General features: G+C 38.7%; 20 protein-coding genes. 11 read left to right on the top strand and 9 right to left on the bottom strand.

All coding sequences use genetic code 11. The features are described 5' to 3' along the window. Positions 1-184: 184 nt before the first annotated feature. From MM236_RS05620 to MM236_RS05610, 3 genes are all read left to right on the top strand, one after another. Positions 185-538, top strand: coding sequence for a nucleotidyltransferase domain-containing protein (locus MM236_RS05620; RefSeq protein WP_241273964.1), 354 nt, complete (start codon positions 185-187; stop codon positions 536-538). A gap of 13 nt (positions 539-551) precedes the next feature. Beyond that, positions 552-1,928: a DNA repair protein RadA gene (gene radA / locus MM236_RS05615; protein WP_241273963.1), complete on the top strand. Its 1,377-nt coding sequence runs from the start codon at positions 552-554 to the stop codon at positions 1,926-1,928. 82 nt (positions 1,929-2,010) lie between these two features. After that, complete coding sequence (locus MM236_RS05610; protein WP_369415188.1) at positions 2,011-2,589, top strand: KilA-N domain-containing protein; 579 nt, start codon at positions 2,011-2,013, stop codon at positions 2,587-2,589. 152 nt (positions 2,590-2,741) lie between these two features. Here MM236_RS05610 and MM236_RS05605 read toward each other — a convergent pair whose 3' ends face one another. Continuing rightward, the gene (locus MM236_RS05605; RefSeq protein WP_241273962.1) at positions 2,742-3,878 is read right to left on the bottom strand and encodes a BamA/TamA family outer membrane protein; all 1,137 of its coding nucleotides are present in this window, start codon (positions 3,876-3,878) and stop codon (positions 2,742-2,744) included. A gap of 223 nt (positions 3,879-4,101) precedes the next feature. Continuing rightward, positions 4,102-5,034 (bottom strand): hydrogen peroxide-inducible genes activator, encoded by a 933-nt coding sequence (locus tag MM236_RS05600; RefSeq protein WP_241273961.1) that lies wholly within the window; start codon positions 5,032-5,034, stop codon positions 4,102-4,104. 142 nt (positions 5,035-5,176) lie between these two features. Here MM236_RS05600 and MM236_RS05595 point away from each other — a divergent pair, with 142 nt between their 5' ends. The 6 genes from MM236_RS05595 (at position 5,177) to MM236_RS05570 (ending at position 11,363) form a co-directional block, all read left to right on the top strand. Beyond that, positions 5,177-6,208, top strand: a complete 1,032-nt coding sequence (locus MM236_RS05595) for a Fe(3+) ABC transporter substrate-binding protein (RefSeq protein WP_439648009.1) — start codon at positions 5,177-5,179, stop codon at positions 6,206-6,208. A gap of 9 nt (positions 6,209-6,217) precedes the next feature. Then, positions 6,218-7,855, top strand: a complete 1,638-nt coding sequence (locus MM236_RS05590) for an ABC transporter permease (RefSeq protein WP_241273959.1) — start codon at positions 6,218-6,220, stop codon at positions 7,853-7,855. A 20-nt stretch (positions 7,856-7,875) separates the two neighbouring features. Further along, entirely contained in the window at positions 7,876-8,913 is a 1,038-nt protein-coding gene (locus MM236_RS05585) for an ABC transporter ATP-binding protein (RefSeq protein ID WP_241273958.1), read from the top strand. Positions 8,914-9,107: 194 nt separating this feature from the next. Further along, positions 9,108-10,421: a Gfo/Idh/MocA family protein gene (locus MM236_RS05580; protein ID WP_241273957.1), complete on the top strand. Its 1,314-nt coding sequence runs from the start codon at positions 9,108-9,110 to the stop codon at positions 10,419-10,421. 71 nt (positions 10,422-10,492) lie between these two features. Continuing rightward, positions 10,493-10,936, top strand: coding sequence for a MarR family winged helix-turn-helix transcriptional regulator (locus MM236_RS05575; protein WP_241273956.1), 444 nt, complete (start codon positions 10,493-10,495; stop codon positions 10,934-10,936). Positions 10,937-10,940: 4 nt separating this feature from the next. Beyond that, on the top strand, positions 10,941-11,363 hold the full coding sequence (locus tag MM236_RS05570) for an organic hydroperoxide resistance protein (RefSeq protein ID WP_241273955.1): 423 nt from the start codon (positions 10,941-10,943) through the stop codon (positions 11,361-11,363). A gap of 76 nt (positions 11,364-11,439) precedes the next feature. On the opposite strand, the gene MM236_RS05565 is transcribed toward MM236_RS05570, so the two are convergent. The 7 genes from MM236_RS05565 to MM236_RS05535 form a co-directional block, all read right to left on the bottom strand. Continuing rightward, positions 11,440-12,837: an MltF family protein gene (locus MM236_RS05565; RefSeq protein ID WP_241273954.1), complete on the bottom strand. Its 1,398-nt coding sequence runs from the start codon at positions 12,835-12,837 to the stop codon at positions 11,440-11,442. A 183-nt stretch (positions 12,838-13,020) separates the two neighbouring features. Beyond that, positions 13,021-14,364 (bottom strand): TolC family protein, encoded by a 1,344-nt coding sequence (locus MM236_RS05560; protein ID WP_241273953.1) that lies wholly within the window; start codon positions 14,362-14,364, stop codon positions 13,021-13,023. Continuing rightward, positions 14,361-17,426 carry an efflux RND transporter permease subunit gene (locus MM236_RS05555; protein WP_241273952.1) on the bottom strand — a complete coding sequence of 1,022 codons (3,066 nt, stop codon included), beginning with the start codon at positions 17,424-17,426 and terminating at the stop codon, positions 14,361-14,363. Before MM236_RS05555 ends, MM236_RS05560 begins: the two co-directional genes overlap by 4 nt. Before the next feature lie 2 nt (positions 17,427-17,428). After that, positions 17,429-18,511: an efflux RND transporter periplasmic adaptor subunit gene (locus tag MM236_RS05550; RefSeq protein ID WP_241273951.1), complete on the bottom strand. Its 1,083-nt coding sequence runs from the start codon at positions 18,509-18,511 to the stop codon at positions 17,429-17,431. After that, on the bottom strand, positions 18,511-19,323 hold the full coding sequence (locus tag MM236_RS05545) for an alpha/beta fold hydrolase (protein ID WP_241274170.1): 813 nt from the start codon (positions 19,321-19,323) through the stop codon (positions 18,511-18,513). The genes MM236_RS05550 and MM236_RS05545 overlap by 1 nt, the downstream gene beginning before the upstream one ends. A gap of 236 nt (positions 19,324-19,559) precedes the next feature. Next, on the bottom strand, positions 19,560-19,769 hold the full coding sequence (locus tag MM236_RS05540; protein WP_241273950.1) for a hypothetical protein: 210 nt from the start codon (positions 19,767-19,769) through the stop codon (positions 19,560-19,562). Between the two features lie 10 nt (positions 19,770-19,779). Continuing rightward, positions 19,780-20,202 carry a VOC family protein gene (locus tag MM236_RS05535; RefSeq protein ID WP_241273949.1) on the bottom strand — a complete coding sequence of 141 codons (423 nt, stop codon included), beginning with the start codon at positions 20,200-20,202 and terminating at the stop codon, positions 19,780-19,782. A 63-nt stretch (positions 20,203-20,265) separates the two neighbouring features. Between MM236_RS05535 and MM236_RS05530 the strand changes: the two genes are divergently transcribed. Both MM236_RS05530 and MM236_RS05525 read left to right on the top strand, forming a co-directional pair. Further along, positions 20,266-21,177, top strand: coding sequence for a patatin-like phospholipase family protein (locus MM236_RS05530; protein ID WP_241273948.1), 912 nt, complete (start codon positions 20,266-20,268; stop codon positions 21,175-21,177). Further along, entirely contained in the window at positions 21,164-21,787 is a 624-nt protein-coding gene (locus MM236_RS05525) for a class I SAM-dependent methyltransferase (protein WP_241273947.1), read from the top strand. Before MM236_RS05530 ends, MM236_RS05525 begins: the two co-directional genes overlap by 14 nt. Positions 21,788-21,796: the final 9 nt, after the last annotated feature.

The following is a 21,796-nucleotide window of genomic DNA, read 5'->3' as shown; positions in this document are numbered from 1 at the left end:
ATAGAAATTAGCCAAAGTCGAAAAAACCAGGAAGTGCCTGCCAGCTGCAGGCAGGGTTTAAATTTAAATACTTGTCCGCCGTGGCGGAACCCCGGGTCGCAACCCGGGGATTAATGATGATCCAGAAAACACAACCCCGAAAGGGGTTAAACCTTCAATAGCCCCGTATGAAATGCGGGGAATAATGAGGATGATTAAGCAACAACCCCGAAGCGCCTGTCCCGATAATTTCGGGAGGTTGAACTCTACTAATTGTAAGAAAAAGTATAAACCATTTTCAAGACGAGACATTCAGAAAATTCAAAGCGTGTTTTCTGATTTTAGGGAAGTCGCTATGGTTAAAATTTATGGATCCAGGGCAGTGGGAAATTTCAAGCCTGCATCAGATATTGATTTATGCTTATTTGGTGAGAAACTAAACCTTACCACACAACAAGAAATAGAATTTGCATTGGATGACCTTATGCTTCCATACAAATTTGATGTTTCTACTTATCATGATATATCAAATCCCACTAATCTAAAATTTACCATTTAAAATCTAAAATTACATGGCCAAAACCAAAACAACTTTCTTTTGTCAAAACTGTGGTGCTCAAAGTCCTAAATGGCTTGGCAAGTGTCCTTCATGTGGAGAATGGAACACCTATGTGGAAGAAGTGGTGCAGAAAGAAGAAGCAGGTCGTGGTTCATGGAAGCAAGGTGGTGCAAAGGAAAAGCGAGCCAGTGTACCAAAGAGATTGCAAGAAATAAATTTTGAGGATCAACCGAGATTGATTACGCATGATGCCGAATTGGATCGTGTTTTGGGAGGTGGGATAGTTGCTGGATCTTTGGTTTTGATTGGTGGTGAACCCGGGATAGGAAAGTCCACCTTGATGCTCCAAATCGCCCTGATGCTCAATCAGACAAAGATCCTTTACGTCTCTGGTGAAGAGAGCGAATCGCAGATAAAAATGCGTGCAGAGCGAATGCCTCTCAAATCCGAAAATTGCTATGTGCTTTCTGAAACCAATACACAATCCATTTTTCAACAGATAGAAGTCCTCAATCCTGATGTGCTTGTAATTGATTCCATCCAAACACTCCACAGCAAACATGTGGAATCAGCAGCTGGATCAGTAAGTCAGGTGCGGGAATGTACAGCAGAGTTGATGAAATTTGCCAAAGAAACTGGCACTCCGGTATTTTTGGTAGGGCACATTACAAAAGACGGTGCGATAGCTGGCCCAAAGGTTCTTGAACACATGGTAGATACTGTTTTGCAGTTTGAGGGTGACAGGCATCTGACTTATAGAATTCTCAGAACTTCAAAAAATCGATTTGGCTCAACACACGAATTGGGGATCTATGAAATGCGTGCTGAGGGACTTCGGCCAGTAGCAAATCCTTCTGAGATTTTACTCACCCAAAGGGAGGAATTGCTCAACGGAGTTGCTATCGGTGCAATGATGGAGGGAAACAGGCCTCTTTTGATTGAGATTCAATCTCTTGTAAGTCCCGCCACTTACGGCACACCACAACGAAGTAGTACTGGGCATGATGCCAAGCGACTCAACATGCTTTTGGCTGTCTTGGAAAAAAGAGGAGGAATGCGCCTTGGTCAGCAGGATGTTTTCTTGAATGTTGCAGGAGGTTTAAGGGTGGACGATCCCGCATTGGATTTGGCAGTTTGTGCCTCTTTGATTTCTTCGTACGAGGACACACCTGTTCCTGCAGATTTATGCTTTGCTGGAGAAGTAGGTTTGGGTGGAGAAATCAGAGCAGTCCACCGTATCGAAAACAGGATAGCTGAAGCCGAAAAATTGGGATTCAAAAGAATCATGGTTTCCAAATATGCCGTAAAAGGCATGGATATGGACAAATACTCTATCAAAGTCATCCAAGTAAGCAAGCTAGAAGAAATGTATCAGGGGTTGTTTTCTTAGAGTTCAAAATTTCCGATCTTGAGGAAGATAATTTTTCAAGAATCTTTTTTAAAGTAGAAGACAATGGCTAAAAACAAAAAAAATAAATGTAAAAGGGACAGAAATCACTTTAATCCTAAGCGATCAAAACGATTACATTTCAATTACCGACATAGCAAGATTTAAAGACTCTTCAAGTACTGATATTATTATTCAAAACTGGATGAGAAATAGAAACACAGTAGAACTTTTAGGTTTCTGGGAGGTAATGTACAACCCGAATTTTAAACCCTTCGAATTCGAGGGGTTTAGAAAATTAGCGGGATTAAACAGTTTCGTTCTGACGCCAAAGCGATGGATAGAAACCACAAATGCTATTGGAATCATCTCTAAACCGGGAAGATTTGGAGGAACCTATGCACATAAAGATATTGCATGCCATTTTGCAATGTGGCTCAGTCCTGAATTTCAAATTTACTTAATCAAGGAGTTTCAACGACTAAAAGAGGATGAAAATGAAAGACTTAAGCGTGAATGGAACTTTCAGCGCACTTTTCCTGAAGTTAAACTAAACAAACAAAAAATTGATATCAGCATTTTGAAGGAAAAATCAAAAGCGTTGTTGTCCCAACTACCAAACTATAGACCTACCTACCTTGCCCTTTCCCTAGAAGATATGTAATACTGAAAAGCTAGGGAAATTGCTTTCAACCCCAAGAACGTTTCAAGGGTTTGTTATAAAAGGATTTTATTGAATGAAATATTGTATTTGCTTTGAAATAGCTTAACGCTAAATCGGTATCCTCCTAGGATTACAAAACACGGTTTCCCTGATCAAAATGCCTCTCCTATAAATAAATATATACCGGAACCCTCTTTGGTCAGAGCGTAATCAATTCTCGTATAAATATCCTTCTTTGGGAACAACAAAAATCTCAAGCCACCACCGGCAGACCAAACGGTTCTATTGAGGTTTAGATTATCAAAATCCGAAAAAACTGTGGCAACTCCTCCAAAAACAGCTGCACCAATCCTGTCCGTAAATCCCAAGGGAAGCGGCAAAAATCTCAATTCTGCCTGTGTCGCCAATTGATTATTGTCCCGAAATCGTCCCGTGTAGTAACCTCGCATCATTGATTCTCCTCCCATCAATGCCAATTGATTGAATGGAACATCTCCTGAATTGAAATGGCCTAATAGCTGAGCCGCAAAAACCGTGTTTTTACTCACCGATTTGTAATATCTAGTATCCGAAATTACAGAATTGAAACCAAAAGTACTGATGGCTGCTGAATAACGTAAATAAGCCAATTCTGAGAAAAACCCATTTCTTACATTCAGCACATTGTGCCTATTATCATAAACTAAGCCTGCACCAATCCCGATATTTGTGGAGCCTTCACTTCCACGTGGCAACGGAAACGTTGGACTATCTGGAGCTAACCTAAAGTCAGTACCTGCAAGTCTCTGGAAATCTACTTCCAAACCAAAAAACAAGTCGTTCTTGATTTTTCTAAGTACTCTTTCCTTGATCAATATTTGATTTGCATCTACCAAAGCAAGGTATTCTGATGGAGAATCCATTCCTATACCGTAGTATTTGAGGGGGAAACTCTGAAATCTCAATCTTCCCAAAAAGAACCAATTACTTTGATCGGAATACATCGCATGGTCAAACCAAAGGCCGTATTGATTCTCCAATGTCACAAAAGTGAACCCATTGATTTCACTGAGTCTGTTTGTTGTATCTTGATTTGCATAATAAACATACAGGGATGATAATCCTATTTCCCAGCTTGTCTCAGGTGCGTATGCCAACGTGGGGTAAATCAAAAACTGAGGCTTACTGATATCTGAAGTGTCATTTACCAGACTGTTGACGTACTTTTTGAAAAATGACTGTCCTAAGCTAAAAGTGCTCGACCCTAAGATCATAAAACAGATCAACAAAGCAACGGGGAATTTTTTCATAGAAAAGAGAAACGTAAATAGCAGAAAAGAGTTTCCGCTTGGAACCTTCGAAATTAAAGAAATTTTATATGATTATCCGCTTGTGTACAAGTACGCATATTAAAACACATAAATCATGCTGATAATCGTCAACAGACAACAGCTTACGGTCAACTGCTGATGGATTTAAACTGAATACATTATTTTAAGTGGCTACTTGTATGTAGGCGGATATTCATAAATTTTATTTGAATCTGACGATTTTCCCGTGTGCTTTTGATGTCATTTCTTGAGGGATCGAGGCCGTTATTTCATTGTAGAGAAGTGCTACGAGTTTTTGTTTGAGAAAACTCCTGGTCAAAACGATACTTACTTCTCTTGTAGGCTCCTCTCCCTCAAAGGATCGCAATCTATTTTTCTCATTTTCAGTCATATAAAAAGTCGCTAACTCAGGAAGCAAGGTAACTCCTTTGTATTCGTTGACCATATATTTCAAACCCTCCAAAGAGCCACTTTCATAATGAAAATTCATCTTTTGGAACTTGGCTTTGTTACAGAAATTCAAAACTTGATCCCGAAAGCAATGTCCCTGCTGCAAAACCCACATATCAGTACTCTCAAAATCCAACACACTGATCTTCTTCTTCGAAAGCAAAGGATGTCCTTCAGAAAGATACGCGTAGAACTTTTCATAAAACATCGGTTTTTCCAATAGCCCACTTTCGTCCAAAGGGGTGACCACCACACCGAGATCTAGTTCATCGTTTTTCAATTTCCTGATGATCTCTTCAGTTACCATTTCTTCTACTTGAAGCTGCACCTTAGGGTATTTTTCCAGAAAATTCCTAATGAACCTATGCAACAGGTAAGGCGCCAAAGTTGGGATTATTCCAAGCTTAATCACTCCACTTACGTCCCCTTTGAGTTGTGCAACTATCTCATAAATCCCTTTGCTATGTGAGACCACTTTTTTGGCTTGCTCTATGATTTGAGCACCCGACTCAGTTGGAATTACAGGCATCTTTGATCGGTCAAAAATAATGACTTCCAGCTCTTTTTCAAGCTTATTGACTTGGGCACTTAATGTCGGCTGCGTCACAAAGCATGCTTCAGCTGCATTCCCAAAATGCCTGAATTTATCTATTGCTAAAATATATTCCAGTTGTTGGATTGTCATTTATTTTCTGATCTAAAACCTGAAAAACCACTATTCTCACCTCTCGTCAGAAGGATGGTGCAAATATAAAAATCTTTTTCTTTTTATTTAGATTTGATTTAAATAATGATTAATTTTGGCTCGTCAAACAAAAAAAATGGATATGAAAAACTTCTTAAAAGCAGTTTCTTTAGCAATAATTGCAGCTTCTCTATATTCATGCGGAGGAACTACAGAAAGCAACAACGAAGTAAATGTTTACACACACAGACATTACGAAGCAGATCAAAAGCTTTTTGATATGTTCACAGAAAAAACCGGGATCAAAGTAAATGTCGTAAGTGCAAGTGCTGACGAATTGATCCAAAAGTTAGAATTGGAAGGAGCCAATTCACCAGCAGACGTCTTGATCACAGTGGATGCAGGAAGGCTTCAGAGAGCAGTTGACAAAGATTTGGTACAGCCAATTTCATCTTCTACGCTAGAAACAAACATTCCATCTAAGTTCAGAGATCCTGAAAACAAGTGGTTTGGCCTAACTTACAGAGCAAGGATATTTGCTTACAGCAAAGAAAGAGTGAACCCTGAGGAATTGTCCACATATGAAGCTTTGACAGAAGAAGCTTGGAAGGGGAGAGTTTTGACAAGGTCCTCAGAAAACATTTATAATCAATCCTTATTGGCATCAATCATAGCCCATAATGGTGAGGAAGCTGCTCAAACTTGGGCATCAGGACTGCTTGCCAATATGGCTAGAGACCCAAAAGGGAGTGACAGAGATCAAGTAAAAGCTGTAGCTTCGGGAGAAGGAGATGTAGCGATAGTCAACACTTATTATATCGGTATCATGTTGAATGACTCTAATGAAGAAGAAAGAAAAGCAGCAGAAAAAGTCGGATTGTTTTTCCCAAATCAGGATGATAGAGGTACACACATAAATATATCTGGCGCTGCAGTTACAAAACATGCCCCAAATAAGGAAAATGCAACAGCTTTGATTGAGTTTTTGTCTGAAGTTGAAGCTCAAAATTTCTTGGCAAGCATTAATTTCGAATACCCAGTAAACAAATCAGCTGAATTTTCAGATTTGTTAAAAGAATGGGGGGACTTCAAGGCAGACGAAATCAACTTATCAGAACTTGGTAAATACAACAAAGATGCAGTAGTTATCTTTGACCGTATTGGATGGAAATAAAGAGAAGCGTTGGAAATCATTGATAAAAAGTATTATTGGTGGAATAAGTGGACTGGTTTTGCATTACTAATATTATTGGTAGTAGCCACGCCTCTTTTCACTATTTTATTCAAATTATTTACAAGCCCGGGAGGTAGTTGGTCACACATAGCCAACAACCTCCTTTTTGGGTATTTTCAAAACACCCTCCTAATCTTACTGGGAGTGGCATTCAGTACCTTTGTCCTAGGTGTAAGTACAGCTTGGCTAGTTTCAAATTATGAATTTCCTGGTAGAAAGTATTTTGAATGGCTCCTGATATTGCCTTTGGGATTTCCTGGATATATCATGGCTTACACCTATGTGGGGCTTCTTGATTATACAGGACCTATACAGACTTTTTTAAGAAATTCATTTGGAATTCAAATTAAAGGAAGTCTCATAGATATCATGAATCTTCCTGGAGCAATCTTTATCTTGTCTATCACCTTATTTCCTTATGTGTTTTTGATTGCAAGATCTTCCTTTTTGCAGCAATCCAAAACCATGCAGGAAGCTTCTTCTCTTTTGGGTGCAAATCGTGCAAAAACCTTTTTCAAAGTAGCACTTCCAATGGCAAGACCAGCAATCGTAGCTGGGATAGCACTTGCTTCTATGGAAGTTTTGAATGATTACGGAACAGTCAAGTATTTTGGTGTAAACACATTTACCACAGGGATATTCAGAGCATGGTTTTCGATGGGTGATGCTACTACGGCCATCTATCTAGCTGCTATCTTAATGATTTTTGTTTTTGCTTTATTGTATTTAGAATCGATACAAAGGGGAAATCGACAATACTCATCAGTCAACGGACTCAATAAGCCGCAAGCAAGAAAAGAGGTTTCTACCAAAAGCAAACTCCTCTATACGGGTGTATGTACCATGCTTTTTTTGATCAGTTTCTTTATTCCTTTTTTGCAGTTGCTCCAATGGGTGTTCATGACTTATGAAAAAGTAGTCAATCAAGAATTCTTCTTATTGATATTTAGAAGCTTCGGACTTGCTGCACTTGTTGGAGTTTTGGTTGTCTTTTTTTCCATTATTTTACTTTATGCACTGCGACTAAGTCCATTCAAATGGGTTAAAAGTATCACTAAAATCGCAACACTTGGTTATGCGATACCTGGTGCTGTCATTGCTGTTGGAGTGATGATACCGCTACTTTCTTTCGATAAGTGGATATATGACACCCTATTATCATCTAGAGTGGCTGGACTCTTTTTGTCAGGAACGCTGTTCGCATTGACCTTTGCGTATATTGTAAGATTCATGGCAGTAGGATACAATCCAGTGGAATCAGGTTTTCAAAAAATAGGGATCCATGTAAACGAAGCAAGTAGATTGCTGGGGATTAGAAGTTCAAAAACACTTTGGAAAATAGACCTTCCACTCATCAAATCCAGTTTGTTTTCAGGTATATTGTTGGTTTTTGTAGATGTGTTGAAAGAATTACCTTTAACTTTGATCCTTCGTCCCTTCAATTACCAAACTTTGGCAACCAAAGCCTTTGACATGGCGACAAATGAGATGATTGCAGAATCTGCAAATGCCGCATTGATCATCATTTTAACAGGGATTATTCCGATCATTTTCCTTAATCGGATGATCAAAAAAAGAGAAATATAAGTATACATATCATTATAAAGATGCCAATCTTATCACTTCAACATATCAACAAGAAATATGGCCAAGCCAAAGACTTTGCTGTCAATGATATTTCCTTCAATGTCACTGAAGGGGAGATTTTAGCTTTGGTTGGTGAAAGTGGGTCTGGCAAGACAACCTTATTGAGACTGATTGCCGGACTGGAGCATCCAGACCATGGAAGCATCTCACTTTCGGGTCAAGTGATCGTGGAAGGCAAAAAAACAGTGCCTGCACACGCGAGAAAAGTTGGGATGGTCTTTCAAGATTATGCACTTTTCCCACATTTGACGATTTTGGAAAATGTCATGTTTGGAATCCAAAAATCTAAAGGAAATCGAGAGCAAATCGCCAAAGAAACTTTGCAGTTGGTTGGTTTGAATGAAGATTTCAACAAATATCCACACCAACTTTCAGGTGGACAGCAACAAAGGGTGGCTTTGGCAAGAGCTATCGCCCCAAATCCAAGGATTCTCTTGATGGATGAGCCTTTCAGTAACTTGGATGCCATGCTCAAGGATCAAGTTCGTGAAGAAATCCGACAAATCATCAAAAAAACGGGTATTACAGCAATTTTTGTTACACATGACACAAAGGATGCCCTCTCTACAGCAGATAGAGTTGCTATTTTGCATAAAGGTTTTTTACAACAAATAGATATCCCAAAAGTCCTTTATGAAAATCCTATCAATCCTTATGTAGCTAATTTTTTTGGAAAAAGGAATGAGATAATGGCCACACCTAGCGAAGATGGGTTCTATACTTCATTTGGGTTTATTGCTGATCCAGAAGCCAAAAAATACAAATCAGCAATCAAACTTCTTTTTAGACCCGAACATAGCGAAGTAGTTCAGAGAAAAGGGCAGCAACTCAGTGGCAAAATCGTCAAAGTCTCTTACTTTGGTAGTCATCAATTGGTAAAAATCTGTGATGATGAAGGCCTCCGCGTGACTATAAGAACCAATCCTGGAAGAGTCTTTGATGAATCGGAAAGAGCATTTTTCTATTTGTGGAAATATGATATTGAAGAGGCATTTTAAAATCAATTTGTATTTTTGATAAGGTTCAAATAGCAGGCGATCAAGATTTGGGCCGACATGCATTGACCATGGTATCCGTAATGGACTAATGAACATATCTTTCACTACACTTTTTCAGATCTCAACTTTATGTGTTATTATTAAGAGTTGCTTTGAAAAAATCATAGCAAAATCTACCCTCAAACCGATAACCCATGAACCAAAAAAAGAAAAATTCATCACGCAGAAAATTCATAGGAAACTCTCTATTATCGATTGCTGGATTTACAAGCCTATCCTCTTTCGCATTTTCCCCACCATTTAAAACCACAAATCCAGGAGACATCCATCAAGTAAGGCTCGGATTTATAGGAGTTGGACAGCAGGCGATGGGCATTCTAAACGGCATGATGAAAATACCTGGGGTTCAAGTATTGGCATGTGCGGATGTGGATTCAGACAAGCGAGAAAGATTTCAAATCAGAGCAACCCGGCTGACAAAAGAGAATGGAAAAGATAAGGTTGAGATTTCTGCTTATGCAGATTTTAATCAATTGCTAGAAAGGGATGATATTGATGCAGTTGTCATAGCAACTCCAGATCATTGGCATGCATTGACAGCTATAGCTGCTTGCAAAGCAGGAAAAGACATTTATCTGGAAAAACCACTTACATTCACGATCAAAGAAGGACAGGAGTTAGTCAAAGCCGTAAGAGCAAATGGCATCGTACTAGCGGTAGGGAGTCAACAAAGATCAGAGGTAAATTTTCAACATGCTGCACATATGGTCCAAAAGGGCAAGATTGGCAAAATTGAAAAGGTATTGGTACATGTAGGCAGTCCAGAACATCCAAAACCATACGATCTACCAGCAGAAGAAATCCCTGCAAGTCTAGACTGGAAAGCTTGGCTTGGCCCTTTGAAACAAATACAATATAATCAGGCTTTGGCTCCTAAAATCAGCCTAAATCCAGAAACGAACGAAAAATCTTGGGCCTCATGGAGATGGTACAAAGAGACAGGAGGAGGACACATGACAGATTGGGGAGCCCACATGTTAGATGTAGCACAGTGGGGGATTGGCATGGATAGAAATGGACCTGTAAAAGTAACTCCGGCATCGAATGACGACCCTCTAACTTATGAATATGCAAACGGAATAAAGATTTTGGTTGCTCCTTTTGGTGATGGCCCACAAGGAGTGCGGTTCATCGGCTCTGATGGATGGATTCAAGTGAATAGAGGTGTTTTTCAATCTTCAGATGAAAGTCTAAAACCAACACGAATCCTTCCCAAACAAGACTATTCTCACCATTATGGTGACTTCATCACATCGGTAATTTCCAGAAAAGATCCAATTGTTCCCGTAGAAGTGGGGCATAGTACATGTACAATTTGCACGATTGGCAATATTGCTGAGGAATTAAAGAGGCCCCTTGTCTGGGATCCCAAGTCAGAAACTTTCCCCGATGATTGGGAGGCAAGCGCAAAGCTCCATTACAATTATGAAAATGGATACAAGCTATAAACAAAAAAATGGGTCACTGTTTTTTATTCTAATAAAATTGCATTAAATTTAATTGTTTACAATTTAAAAAAATGGCTAAAGATTCAGATTTATTGTTGTTGGAAAACCAAATATGCTTTCCTCTCTATGCAGCATCGAGAATGATCATACAGGCATACCGAGAGCCTTTGGAAGAATTGGGTATCACCTACCCTCAGTATCTTGTAATGATGATTCTATGGGAAAAAGATGGCTTAGCAGTGAATGAAATAGGCAAAAAGCTGTTTTTGGACTCAGGTACACTTACACCCTTATTAAAAAGATTAGAAAGTCACAACCTAATCAAAAGAGTGAGAAGCGAAGAAGACGAGAGAAAAGTTGAAATCCAGCTAACTTTTCAAGGTAAATCCATGAAATCCAAAGCAGAAAAAATCCCTTCAAAAATAATGGAATGCTTAAACAGTTGGGATCAAAAGTCGTTAGTAAATTTTAAATCTGAAGTAAACAAATTAGTAGAAACTTTAAACCAACCTTAAAAAAATGGAAAAGATCAAAATTGATTACACAGCTACAGCCATCAATACCGGTGGCAGAAAAGGTCACGTAAAAACAGATGATGGCCAATTGGACTTTGATGTGGCAATGCCAAAAGAAATTGGAGGAACTGGTGGAAAAACCAATCCTGAACAGTTATTTGCGGCAGGCTACGCAGCTTGCTTTGGTGGTGCATTGGGTGCTGTAGCCAAAGGTGTGAAATTGGATGATGCCGAGATCACGGTCAAAGCACATCTTGGCAAAACTGAAGCTGGTGGATTTGGCTTAGCAGTAGATATCATCTGCAAAATACCACAAGCTGGATCTTTGGAAGAAGCCCAGAAGTTGGTAGAAGCTGCCCATGAAGTTTGCCCATATTCTAAAGCAACTAGAGGGAATATTGAAGTGAATGTGAAAGCAGTAGAATAAAAATAAAGAGAGCCACCAAAAAGGTGGCTCTTTTTATTTTTATGAATGATCTTGCTCTTTACAAATTAAAAATAGGCTACGGTTCAACCAAAACCCTATACGAGTTATACAAAATCAAAATATCATCTACATAATTGACAGCAATGTGACCTTTGGCATAACCACTCCTGACAATCGGATCACGATAATATTCGGGGTCTGTTTTTAATTTGAGGAAATGTGATACATGCTCCCAATATTGTGGGTTCTTCCCATATTTCATCGTGAGCTTCCAAGCATCTTCTACATGGCCATGACCGATGTTGTAAGAAGCGAGGATGAATTTTATTCTTTCATTGGATTCGGGTATTCTTTCCCTCCAGAATTTATCCAAATACTTCAAGAAATTCACACCTCCCATCAAGCTCTGATAAGGATCATTTGGATTATCCACACCGAATCTTTCCAATGTTACTGGCATTAGCTGTAGCAAACCTGTCGCCCCGGCATAAGATGTTGCTTCTGGATTAAACCCAGACTCTTTGTAAACTAGTGAAGCAAGCAATCTCCAATCCCAACCGAGATTTTCAGCTGCAGTTTTTATAATATCATCATAGGCGGAAATTTTATTCCCCCCCAAAGAAGAAAACGCACTGTTCGATCTATAATAACTGTTTTTCGAATTCAAAAAATACTTGGAATATAGCGTGGCTAAATATCCCGATTTCTTTCTTTTCCCTATCCAAGAATTAATAACCTTTTCAAGACTTGGGGCATTTGGCCTCACAGCCCAAGCTACTGGTGATAACTCACTAATTTCCAAACTAACATCAAGCTCATTATTGTATGTTGCATTCACCAATGCTAAATCCCTATCAGCAACGGTAAAGTCAATCTTTTTTTCTAGTACTTTAGAAATCAACTGTTCCCTTCCTTCCCTGACTTCCATGATTCCAACCGAAAAAGTACTGTCTTGACTTAAATTGCAAATCTGAGATTTGTAAATAGCTCCTTGTGGAATATGAATCAATTGATCTTTCAATTGATCTATTGAAGAAATCATTTTCCCAGATTTTCTTTGCACCAACACAGTACTCACTTCACCGATTGGGTCAGAGAAACTTACATAATTCTTCCTATCAGCAGAGATTTCCAAATTCATTGCTACAATGTCTGCTTTCCCTCTATTGAGTAGAAGAAAAGCATCTTCAATATCAGATTTGACTATCAGGTGCAAGCGGACGCCTAAGCTACTGGCGAGATTTCGTAGGAGTTCGAATTCATAACCCATTCTTCTTCCTCGGTAGATATAATAGCTCGTGGAGGAGTTGTCCACAACAGCCCTGATATAGCCTCTTTTTACTATATCATCTATATCTAGGGCTACAGGATCTTCCCAAACATTGTTTTTCTTTTCTTTTTCGAAAAAAGTACATTGAACCCCAAAAGTCAGGAGAAGCAAGACGAAAAGAAAAGGGGTGATTATTCTTCGCATAAACTATATTTCAATATTCTCAGATACAATTTGCTAAAATGGTATCAACCACCACATTTAACAAATAATATACCAAAAATATATCTCTAAGAACAGCGCATCCTGAAACAAAAATAAAGTCTCTTTACACCAAGTAGAGAGACTTTATTTTTGAAAAGGAATAAATAAAATTTCGAAATGTTGTTAATCCATTAGCTCCAGTCTTTCCTCACTGTTTTGAAAATAGATTTTACCGGAAAGTCTCAATAACTCTATCTCCATTTCTTTGATATTAAAAAGTGCAGAAATCAACCTGTCTTCCGCTGTCAGCAAATTGACTTGGGCGTCCCTAAACTCAAGGTAATTAGCTATTCCAAGCCTAAATCTTTCCAAGGCAATATCTGTATTTTCTACAGCTACTTCATAATTTTTCCTTTCGATTTCCAACAACCTCTTATTGTTTTCATATGATGTAAATGCCCGATGCAGATCTGATTGCATTTGAATTTCATATTGCTGAAGGGCAAGTTCAGAGTTGTATCGTTGTACTTTTGCAGCTTGAATTCGCTTGTTCAAAGTAAAGCCACTGAATAAATTCAAAGTTACACCAGCTCCATAGTTATACCCCTGTCTTTGGTTAAAAAGAAGAAAACCAGCCTGGGCATTAAGTGTATTGTTTACATAAGCTCCATTCAGATTGATTGACGGGAGTCTTTGTGCCTGTAATTCCCTGATCTGCAAGAACGCAACATTTTCCTGTCTCTGTGCTACCAGAAATTGCTTGTTGTTCAAATATGCGTTTTCCATCAAATCCTCCAATCTTAAATTATCGGAGATGAGGATTGTGTCCTTGACGGTAAATTGATCAGAAGGAGATAAAGCCAACAATTCATTCAAGTTGATCTGTGCTGTCCTGATGATTTGTTCTTGATTCACTGTCAGAGACAAATCTGTATTGTAATCTACCTGTGCGGTTAGGAAATCCCTTTTCCCTGCCCCTCCAAGTTCATACCTTGCTTCTGCTATTTCAAGTCTTGATTTGGAGAACTCCAATGTCTTTTCCAAAACCTTCTGCCTCTGAAGCTCCAATACCAATCTGTAGTAAGAAGATGAAACTGCCGCAACCAAATTCTCGACGGCAATCTTTGCGTCCAGCTCGCTGATCTCCGCCAATTTCCCCAACCTTCTCATCGTCACGACCACCTCGGGATTGAATCCATAGATGGCAGAAACGGTAAAGTTTTCGGTATCAGATGTGGCCCCAAGAATCTCATTTGGCGCAGAGGATGTTTGGAATAATTGCTCTACATCTTCCTTGCTGTAACTTTGCGTATAATTCGCATCAACGACAGGCAAATATGAAGTTCCAAAACCGATTTCTTTGTCATAATTTGCCAACTGCACATTATTGACAGCTATTTTCACATCATAATTTTTCTCGAGACCTATCATAATGGCCTTTTCCAAATTCAGCATCTCACTCTCCTGAGCAATCGTGAATAAAGAAAATTGAGATAAAAAGAACATTGTTAAAAGATATTTTTTCATTGTACTCTTGCTAATCTTCCTTTTTTGGATGTAAGGAATGTATAAATTGCCGGAATAATAAATAATGTAAGAACTGTAGAGAAAGCCAATCCTCCAATCACCGCTACTCCCATGGGAACCCTCCCCTCAGATCCTGCCCCCAATGCCAATGCAATAGGAAGAATGCCGAGAATAGTGGATAAACTTGTCATCAAAATAGGTCTAAACCTCGCACTTGCCGCATCAATAATCGCTTCATCAACAGATAATCCCTGTGCCTTTCTTTGGTTGGCAAACTCTACGATCAAGATACCGTTTTTCGTCACCAAACCTATAAGCATTATAATACCTATCTGACTGAAAATATTCAATGTAAAATCAAATATCCATAAAGAAAACAATGCTCCAAACAATGCCAAAGGCACAGTAAACATAATCGTCAATGGATCCAAGAAACTTTCAAACTGAGCTGAAAGGACTAAGTAAATCAAAACCAATGCAAAGATAAATGCAAAGATCAAACTGTTTGAGCTTTCTCTATACTCTTTAGATAGTCCAGCCACATCAGTACTGAATGATTCATCTAAAACTTCAGCTGCAATCCTATCCATTTCTTCCAATCCTGATCCAATTGTATATCCAGGTGCTAGATTTGCTGAAACAGTCGCACTCACGAACCTGTTGAATCTGTAAAGTTGTGGTGGTGTACTGTTTTCCCTAATTGTCACAAGGTTATCCATTTGTACCAAACTTCCATTTTCAGCTCTTACATAGAGTGTCCTTAGATTAATCGGTTCGTTTCTATCCTCAATCTGCATTTCTCCGACAACTTGATATTGTTTTCCATTCATGATAAAATAGGCAAACCGCTGACCAGAATAAGAAAGTTGTAAGGTCCTTGCAATTTCTTGAACGGATACACCTACATTTCTTGCTTTTTCACGATCGATTTCTACTTCTATTTCTGGTTTGGTAAATTTCAAGTTGATGTCTGCAAAGCTGAAAATAGAACTTTGATTTGCCTGTTCCATAAATTTTGGAATGACTTCTTTCAGTTTGTCCAAAGTAGGTGCTTGCAAAACATATTGTACAGGTAGACCTGCTCTTCTATCTCCAATAGATGGTGCTTGTGTAGCAAATGCCCTTACAGACGTGAACTTTGTCAATCTCTGCGATACTTCATCATAAATCTCCTGCTGTGTCCTATCCCGGTCTGCTGCATCAGTCAAGATCAGCCTTAAGAACCCAGAATTGGTACTTGATGTTCCAAATCCTGGAGAAGTAACTGTGATCATACCAACCCTCTCTTTCTCTGGTATTTCAGTCATGAATTCTTGGGTCATGTCATCCAATACCCTATCCATAAACTCAAATGTCGCACCTTCTGGTCCAGTAAGATTGACTCTCATCTCACCCCTATCTTCTATCGGCGAAAGTTCTGTTGGGATGATTTGGAAAAGCTGATAAATCCCAAAAGCCACCAAAATTATCGCCAAAAAAGCTATCCATCTGATTTTCATGAATGACTCCAAAGACGAACTATACTTGTCGTTCATCCAAAGGAATATCGGTTCAGTTTTGTTATAAAACCAATTTTGCTTTTCCCTCTTTTTCAGCAATTTTGAACTCAACATAGGAGTCATAGTCAGTGCAACAAAGGAAGATATAATAACTGCCCCCGCTACGACAACACCAAACTCTCTAAACAACCTACCTGTCGTGCCTGTCAGGAAAATCACAGGAAGAAACACGGCTGCCAAGGCTACTGTAGTTGCGATAACTGCAAAGAATATCTCTTCGGCTCCTTTTTCTGCTGCCGTCTCAGGGTTTTCTCCCTTTTCAATCCTAGAATAGATATTTTCCAATACTACAATAGCGTCATCTACCACCAATCCGATAGAAAGTACTATCCCAAGCAATGTCAGGACATTGATAGAAAAATCTGCCAAATACATTACAAAAAACACTCCTATCAATGAAATCGGAATGGTCAAAACAGGTATAAATGTTGTTCTCCAGTCTCTTAAAAACAAGAAAATAATCAAAACTACTAGAAAAAATGCAAGAATGATCGTCTCTTGCACCTCCGCAATAGAAGATCGAATAAAGCTGGTCGAATCAAAACCAATATCCAACAAAATATCTTCAGGAAGGTCTTTTTTGATAGATTCCAACCTTTTGTAAAATTCATCTACGATTTCAATATTATTGGATCCAGGCAAAGGCACTAGGACCACCCCCACCATAGGAATCCCATCTCGCTTCAATACCGTCCTTTCATTGAGAGCTGCAAGCTCAGCTTTTCCTATATCTTGGAATTTGACTATGTTATTTTGATCTTCTTTGATGATCAGATTATTGAATTCTTGAGGAGAGCTCAATCTGCTTTTTGTCCTAACGGAAAGCTCTATAGTCGACCCTTCTATTCTTCCTGAAGGCAACTCTACATTTTCACTTTGCACTTTATTCAATACATCCAAAGGAGTGACACCGTAAGAAGCCATTCTCAAAGGATCCATCCTAAGTCGAATAGCATATTCCTTTTCGCCCCAAATCTGAACGGTACTGACACCAGGGATGGTTTGGAGTCTTTCTTTGAAAATATTATTAGCCAATTCTGAAAGTTCCAAAAGTGTTCGCTTATTGCTTTGCACATTCAAAAACACAATTGGCTGAGAATCTGAATCTGCTTTAGACACTACTGGAGGATCTGTGTCTGGTGGCAAATTCCTTTGTGCACCAGATACTTTGTCCCTTACATCATTTGCTGCAGCTTCCAAATCAGCTCCCACATCGAATTCTACAGTGATATTACTTGTACCGTCATTACTTGTTGATGTCAATGATTTGATACCTGCGATCCCATTGATGGCCTCTTCCAAGGGTTCTGTGATTTGGGCTTCGATAACATCCGCATTTGCACCTACATAAGTTGTCCTCACATTGATGATCGGTGGATCCACACTAGGAAATTCCCTTACGCCCAAAAAGCTGATGCCAATAATCCCAAACAAGGTAATTGTGAGGGACATCACTATAGCCAAAACTGGCCTTCTGATACTTATGGTTGATAAACTCGCCATGCTTAATTAGTTTTGGTGGGTTTCAAAGGTGACCCTACCCTTACTTGTAAAATCCCAGTAGTCAAAACCAAATCTCCAACTTCTAGTCCCTCTAAAATCTGGACGTCTTTTTCTGTCCTTGTCCCAATTCTGACTACTCTCTCCTCTGCTTGATTTTGATCATTAACGACAAACAATTTATATCCACTAAGTTCCGGTATTACAGATTCTGACGGAACCATCAATGCATTATCTTCCACTCCCAAAGTATATTTAATCCTTATAAACATTCCCGGCAAAAATCGCCTTTGTTTGTTTGGACTTGATGCCCTAAGCTTTAGTGTTCTTGTAGCAGCGTCAATTGTAGGTTCGAATGCATATACAGTACCTTCTCCATTTTCACCTCCACCATCATTGGAGAAAGAAATCTTCGATCCGATTTCCACAGCATTCGCATACCTTTCCGGTATAGAAAATTCGATTTTGATAGGATCAATATTCACCACATTGGCGATAACATCTCCAGTTCCGATCACAGAACCTTCTGAAATCTGTCTCAAACCCACAACGCCATCAAAAGGAGCTCTGATGACAGTCTTACTCAACTGCGCTTCGACCAATTTCAAATCAGAAAGATTTGTATTGAATTGGTTAAGTGAAATATCATATTCTTCCTGACTGATAGCCTCTCGCTCCAAAAGTTGCTTTTGACGATTCTCTTGGCTTTCATAGAGTTTTTTGGTATAATCCAATCTCTGATATTGTGCTTCCAGTTCATCATCATTGAGATAGAGAAGTGGTGTTCCCTTTTTGACAAATTCACCTTCTTTGAAGGTAATTCGTTCTACCAAACCAGAGATCTCAGATCTTAGGCTAACTTCCTCATTTGGAATTACAGTACCCGTGATATTCAGGTTGTTTTCCAATCTTTCTGACTTGACTTCTATGACATTAACCGGTATTTCGTTCGATTGAGCTTGAGTTCCTGAAGTGCTTTGATTTTCAGCATCTTTTGAAACAAATAAGTCAAGTCTTGGGTAAATAAAAATGATTGCAACCACTACTACTATGGCTACGATTAAAATTGTTTTGGTTTGCTTTTTCATTACGATTGCTCCAAGGAAATTTGAAGTGGATTATTTTGGCTTTTGAGCCATTCTAAAGATAGTTTATTAAAGATTTCGGGTTGTTCTACATTCACAACATGTCCGCAGGCATCTATCACTTTGAGAAATGATTGTTTATGTGATTTCACTATATTCTTGACTGATTCCAAAAACATCACATCTTCCTCTCCCATGATGTACAAAGTGGGAATGGAAAGATCTTTTTCTTTGAAATACCTCAGTAATGGATTGATGTCTTTGGTAAGCTTAAACCAACGGATAAATTCCTTTTGACATAATCTTTTTGCCTCCCTGATAAAAAGATTTCTGGATTCGGCGTGATGTCCTCTTGGCATTATGATAAATGCGAAAAGACTATAAAGCCACATGTAGGGCAACACACTCTTAAACGCATTTCCCAAAAACACCAATATCTGGGAAGTAAAGTTTAATCTTGTGATGGCTCCCGCCATTACCATTGATTTCACTCGCTGCGGTTCCATTTCCGCTAACTGTCTTGCTAATATTGTCCCAAGGGAAACACCCATGATATGTGCAGGCGGTATTTTCAAGTGATCCAAAACTTCAATGATGTCTTTCGTCACATTGGGAAATGTGTATTTTTCATTCCAAAGATTTTTGACTGAATTGGCTGATCGACCATGCCCTCTCAGATCAATCAATAGCAAGTTGAAATCCTCCTTGAACTCACGGATTTGCTTATACCAGATGGATGAAGAACCGCCAGCTCCATGTATAAATACAACCCATTCCTCACTACTCGAGTGCTTATAGGTTTTGTAATACAACATTTCTTGTTTCGCCATAGTCTTGGTATAACCGAAAAGAATCAAATAAAGTTACCCGATCCAAAATTAAAACTAATTACCCCTGAAAAAAATGAAATAAGATATAGATGGTGACTGTAATCTATCAGTGGTTTATCATTATCTCCATCCAAAAAATAAATTCAGATGATGAGATATTTGAAACTTCACCTCTCAACTATAAATACATCTTTTTTAATTCTAAAAAAGCTCAATAATAATCATTGTAAAGTTTTATGCGTCTGTTTTTTTTCTTTTTTCCCAAAAATAGAAATAATCAAAATTCCCACTCCTACCCCGAAACATATTCCTGCAAAGAATTTGATCATTTCAATGTCAAAAGGAGGTTTTGAAGCTGATATGAAATTATCAACAATAATGGCAGAAAGGATCAATAAAACACCACTGAAAATAACGATTGAATTTTTCATAACAAATATTTTATTTGGCGAAGATCTGACTTGAATCTTGAAATGACTTGAACTCCAATGCATTTCCTGAAGGATCCAAAAAGAACATGGTCGCCTGCTCACCAACTTCTCCTTGAAATCTAATATAAGGATCTATAACAAATTCAGTCCCATTTTCTTTGAGCTTATCTGCCAACTCATGCCATTCTTCCCAAGGCAAAATCGCCCCAAAATGTCTCACGGGGACATTTTTGCCATCTACTTCATTCTTGTGGGCAGCGGCAAGTTCATCTGGCTTAACATGCGCAGAAAGCTGATGACCAAAAAAATTGAAATCAATCCACTTTTCTGTGCTCCTACCTATCTCACAACCAAGGAGATCTCCATAAAAAGCTCTGGTTTCTTCAATATCTCTGATCGGAAAAGCGAGATGGAAAGGCTTAAATTGATTCATGGTATTTGAGTATTTTTGTTAAAGTTAATTTACAAATATAAAAATTTATGTCACTTTTATATTATGCGTAAAAAAACAGTATCATTGGTTCTTTCAAGTGGTGGAGCAAGAGGAATGGCACACATTGGTGTCATCGAGGCTGTTGAAGAGGCCGGTTATGAAATAGTTTCTATCGCAGGCTCCTCTGCTGGCGCTCTGATCGGTGGAATTCACGCTGCTGGTCACCTCTCCGTTTTCAAAGACTGGATCTGTAACCTAGACAGGATTGATGTGTTTTCCTTGATGGATTTCACTTTGTCAAGCAAGGGATTTATAAAAGGAGAAAAAGTATTCAATGAAATCAAAAAGTTTATCCCCGATTGCCAAATCGAGGAACTTCAAGTTCCATTTATTTGCAATGCCGTAGAAATTCCGCTTGGAAAAGAAAAAATATTTGACAAAGGTTCTCTGTTTGATGCCATTAGGGCATCGGTCTCTATCCCAACTGTCCTTACTCCTGCCAAGATTAATGGGAAGGAATTTGTAGACGGCGGAATTATCAACCCTATCCCGTTAAGCTTACTGCCAAAAAGAAAAAGAGGTACCTTGGTGATTGCAGTTGATTTGAATGCTTCAAAAGACAAGCTCGTAACGTTAGTACCAGAAATAAGTATCAAAAAAGAATCTGAAAGCAGGATCAAGATTCCAAATTGGGTCATCGAGTATCGCTCAAAGTTCTCAAAGTATTTTGATTCGGAAGAAAGGCAGGAGAAATACAAAGGAATGAGTTCGTTGGAATTGATGAATTTTTCTTTTGATTTGCTTCAAGACAAACTTTCTTCCATCACGATCAATCAAAATAAGATCGATGTATTGATCGAAGTTTCTAGAATTCAAGCAAAGACGCTTGAGTTTCATAGAGCTTCTGAGTTGATCGAAATAGGCAAAAGCAAAACTATCGATGCGCTTAAAAAACTAGAAAATGGAAATCAATAAGCTGAATCAACTTTTGGGAAATATTGACATTTATTTGTTGGATCAAATCCTCAAAGGAAGATTTACCAAAGAGATGAAAATCCTTGACGCAGGATGTGGAGAAGGCAGAAACTGTATTTATTTTTTGAACCAAGGCTACCAAATATTTGGGGTAGATGCCAATCCCATCGCTGTACAAATGGCACGGATTTATGCACAGACGATTCAGCCTGATTATGATATTTTCAGATTCCAGACAGCTACTGTACAAGACATGCCATTCCACAAAGGGGCATTCGATGCAATTATCAGCTCAGCAGTATTACATTTCGCCAATGGTGAAGCCCATTTCTTCAAGATGATGGATGAAATGATGAAAGTGCTGAAAGTCGGCGGGACATTTTTCTTGAGAATGACGACAGGGTTTGGGGGAATTCAGGATATATCTCCAAATCTAGGAGATGGAGTGTACGTCCTTCCCGATGGAAGTGAGCGGTTTATACTAACTAAAGAGTTGATGGAAAAAATTCAGTTAAAATATGGTTTGACCAACCTTGAAGCCCCTAAAAGTGTGTTGGTTCATGACCAAAGAGCAATGGGAGTATTTGTGTGGAAGAAAGCTAAAAATTAGGAATTAGAA

Origin of the sequence: Belliella calami, from assembly GCF_022549695.1 — a bacterium.
Lineage (GTDB): Bacteria > Bacteroidota > Bacteroidia > Cytophagales > Cyclobacteriaceae > Belliella > Belliella calami.
Note: the sequence above shows the minus strand (reverse complement) of the source record. Positions and strands in the feature narration are given on the sequence as shown.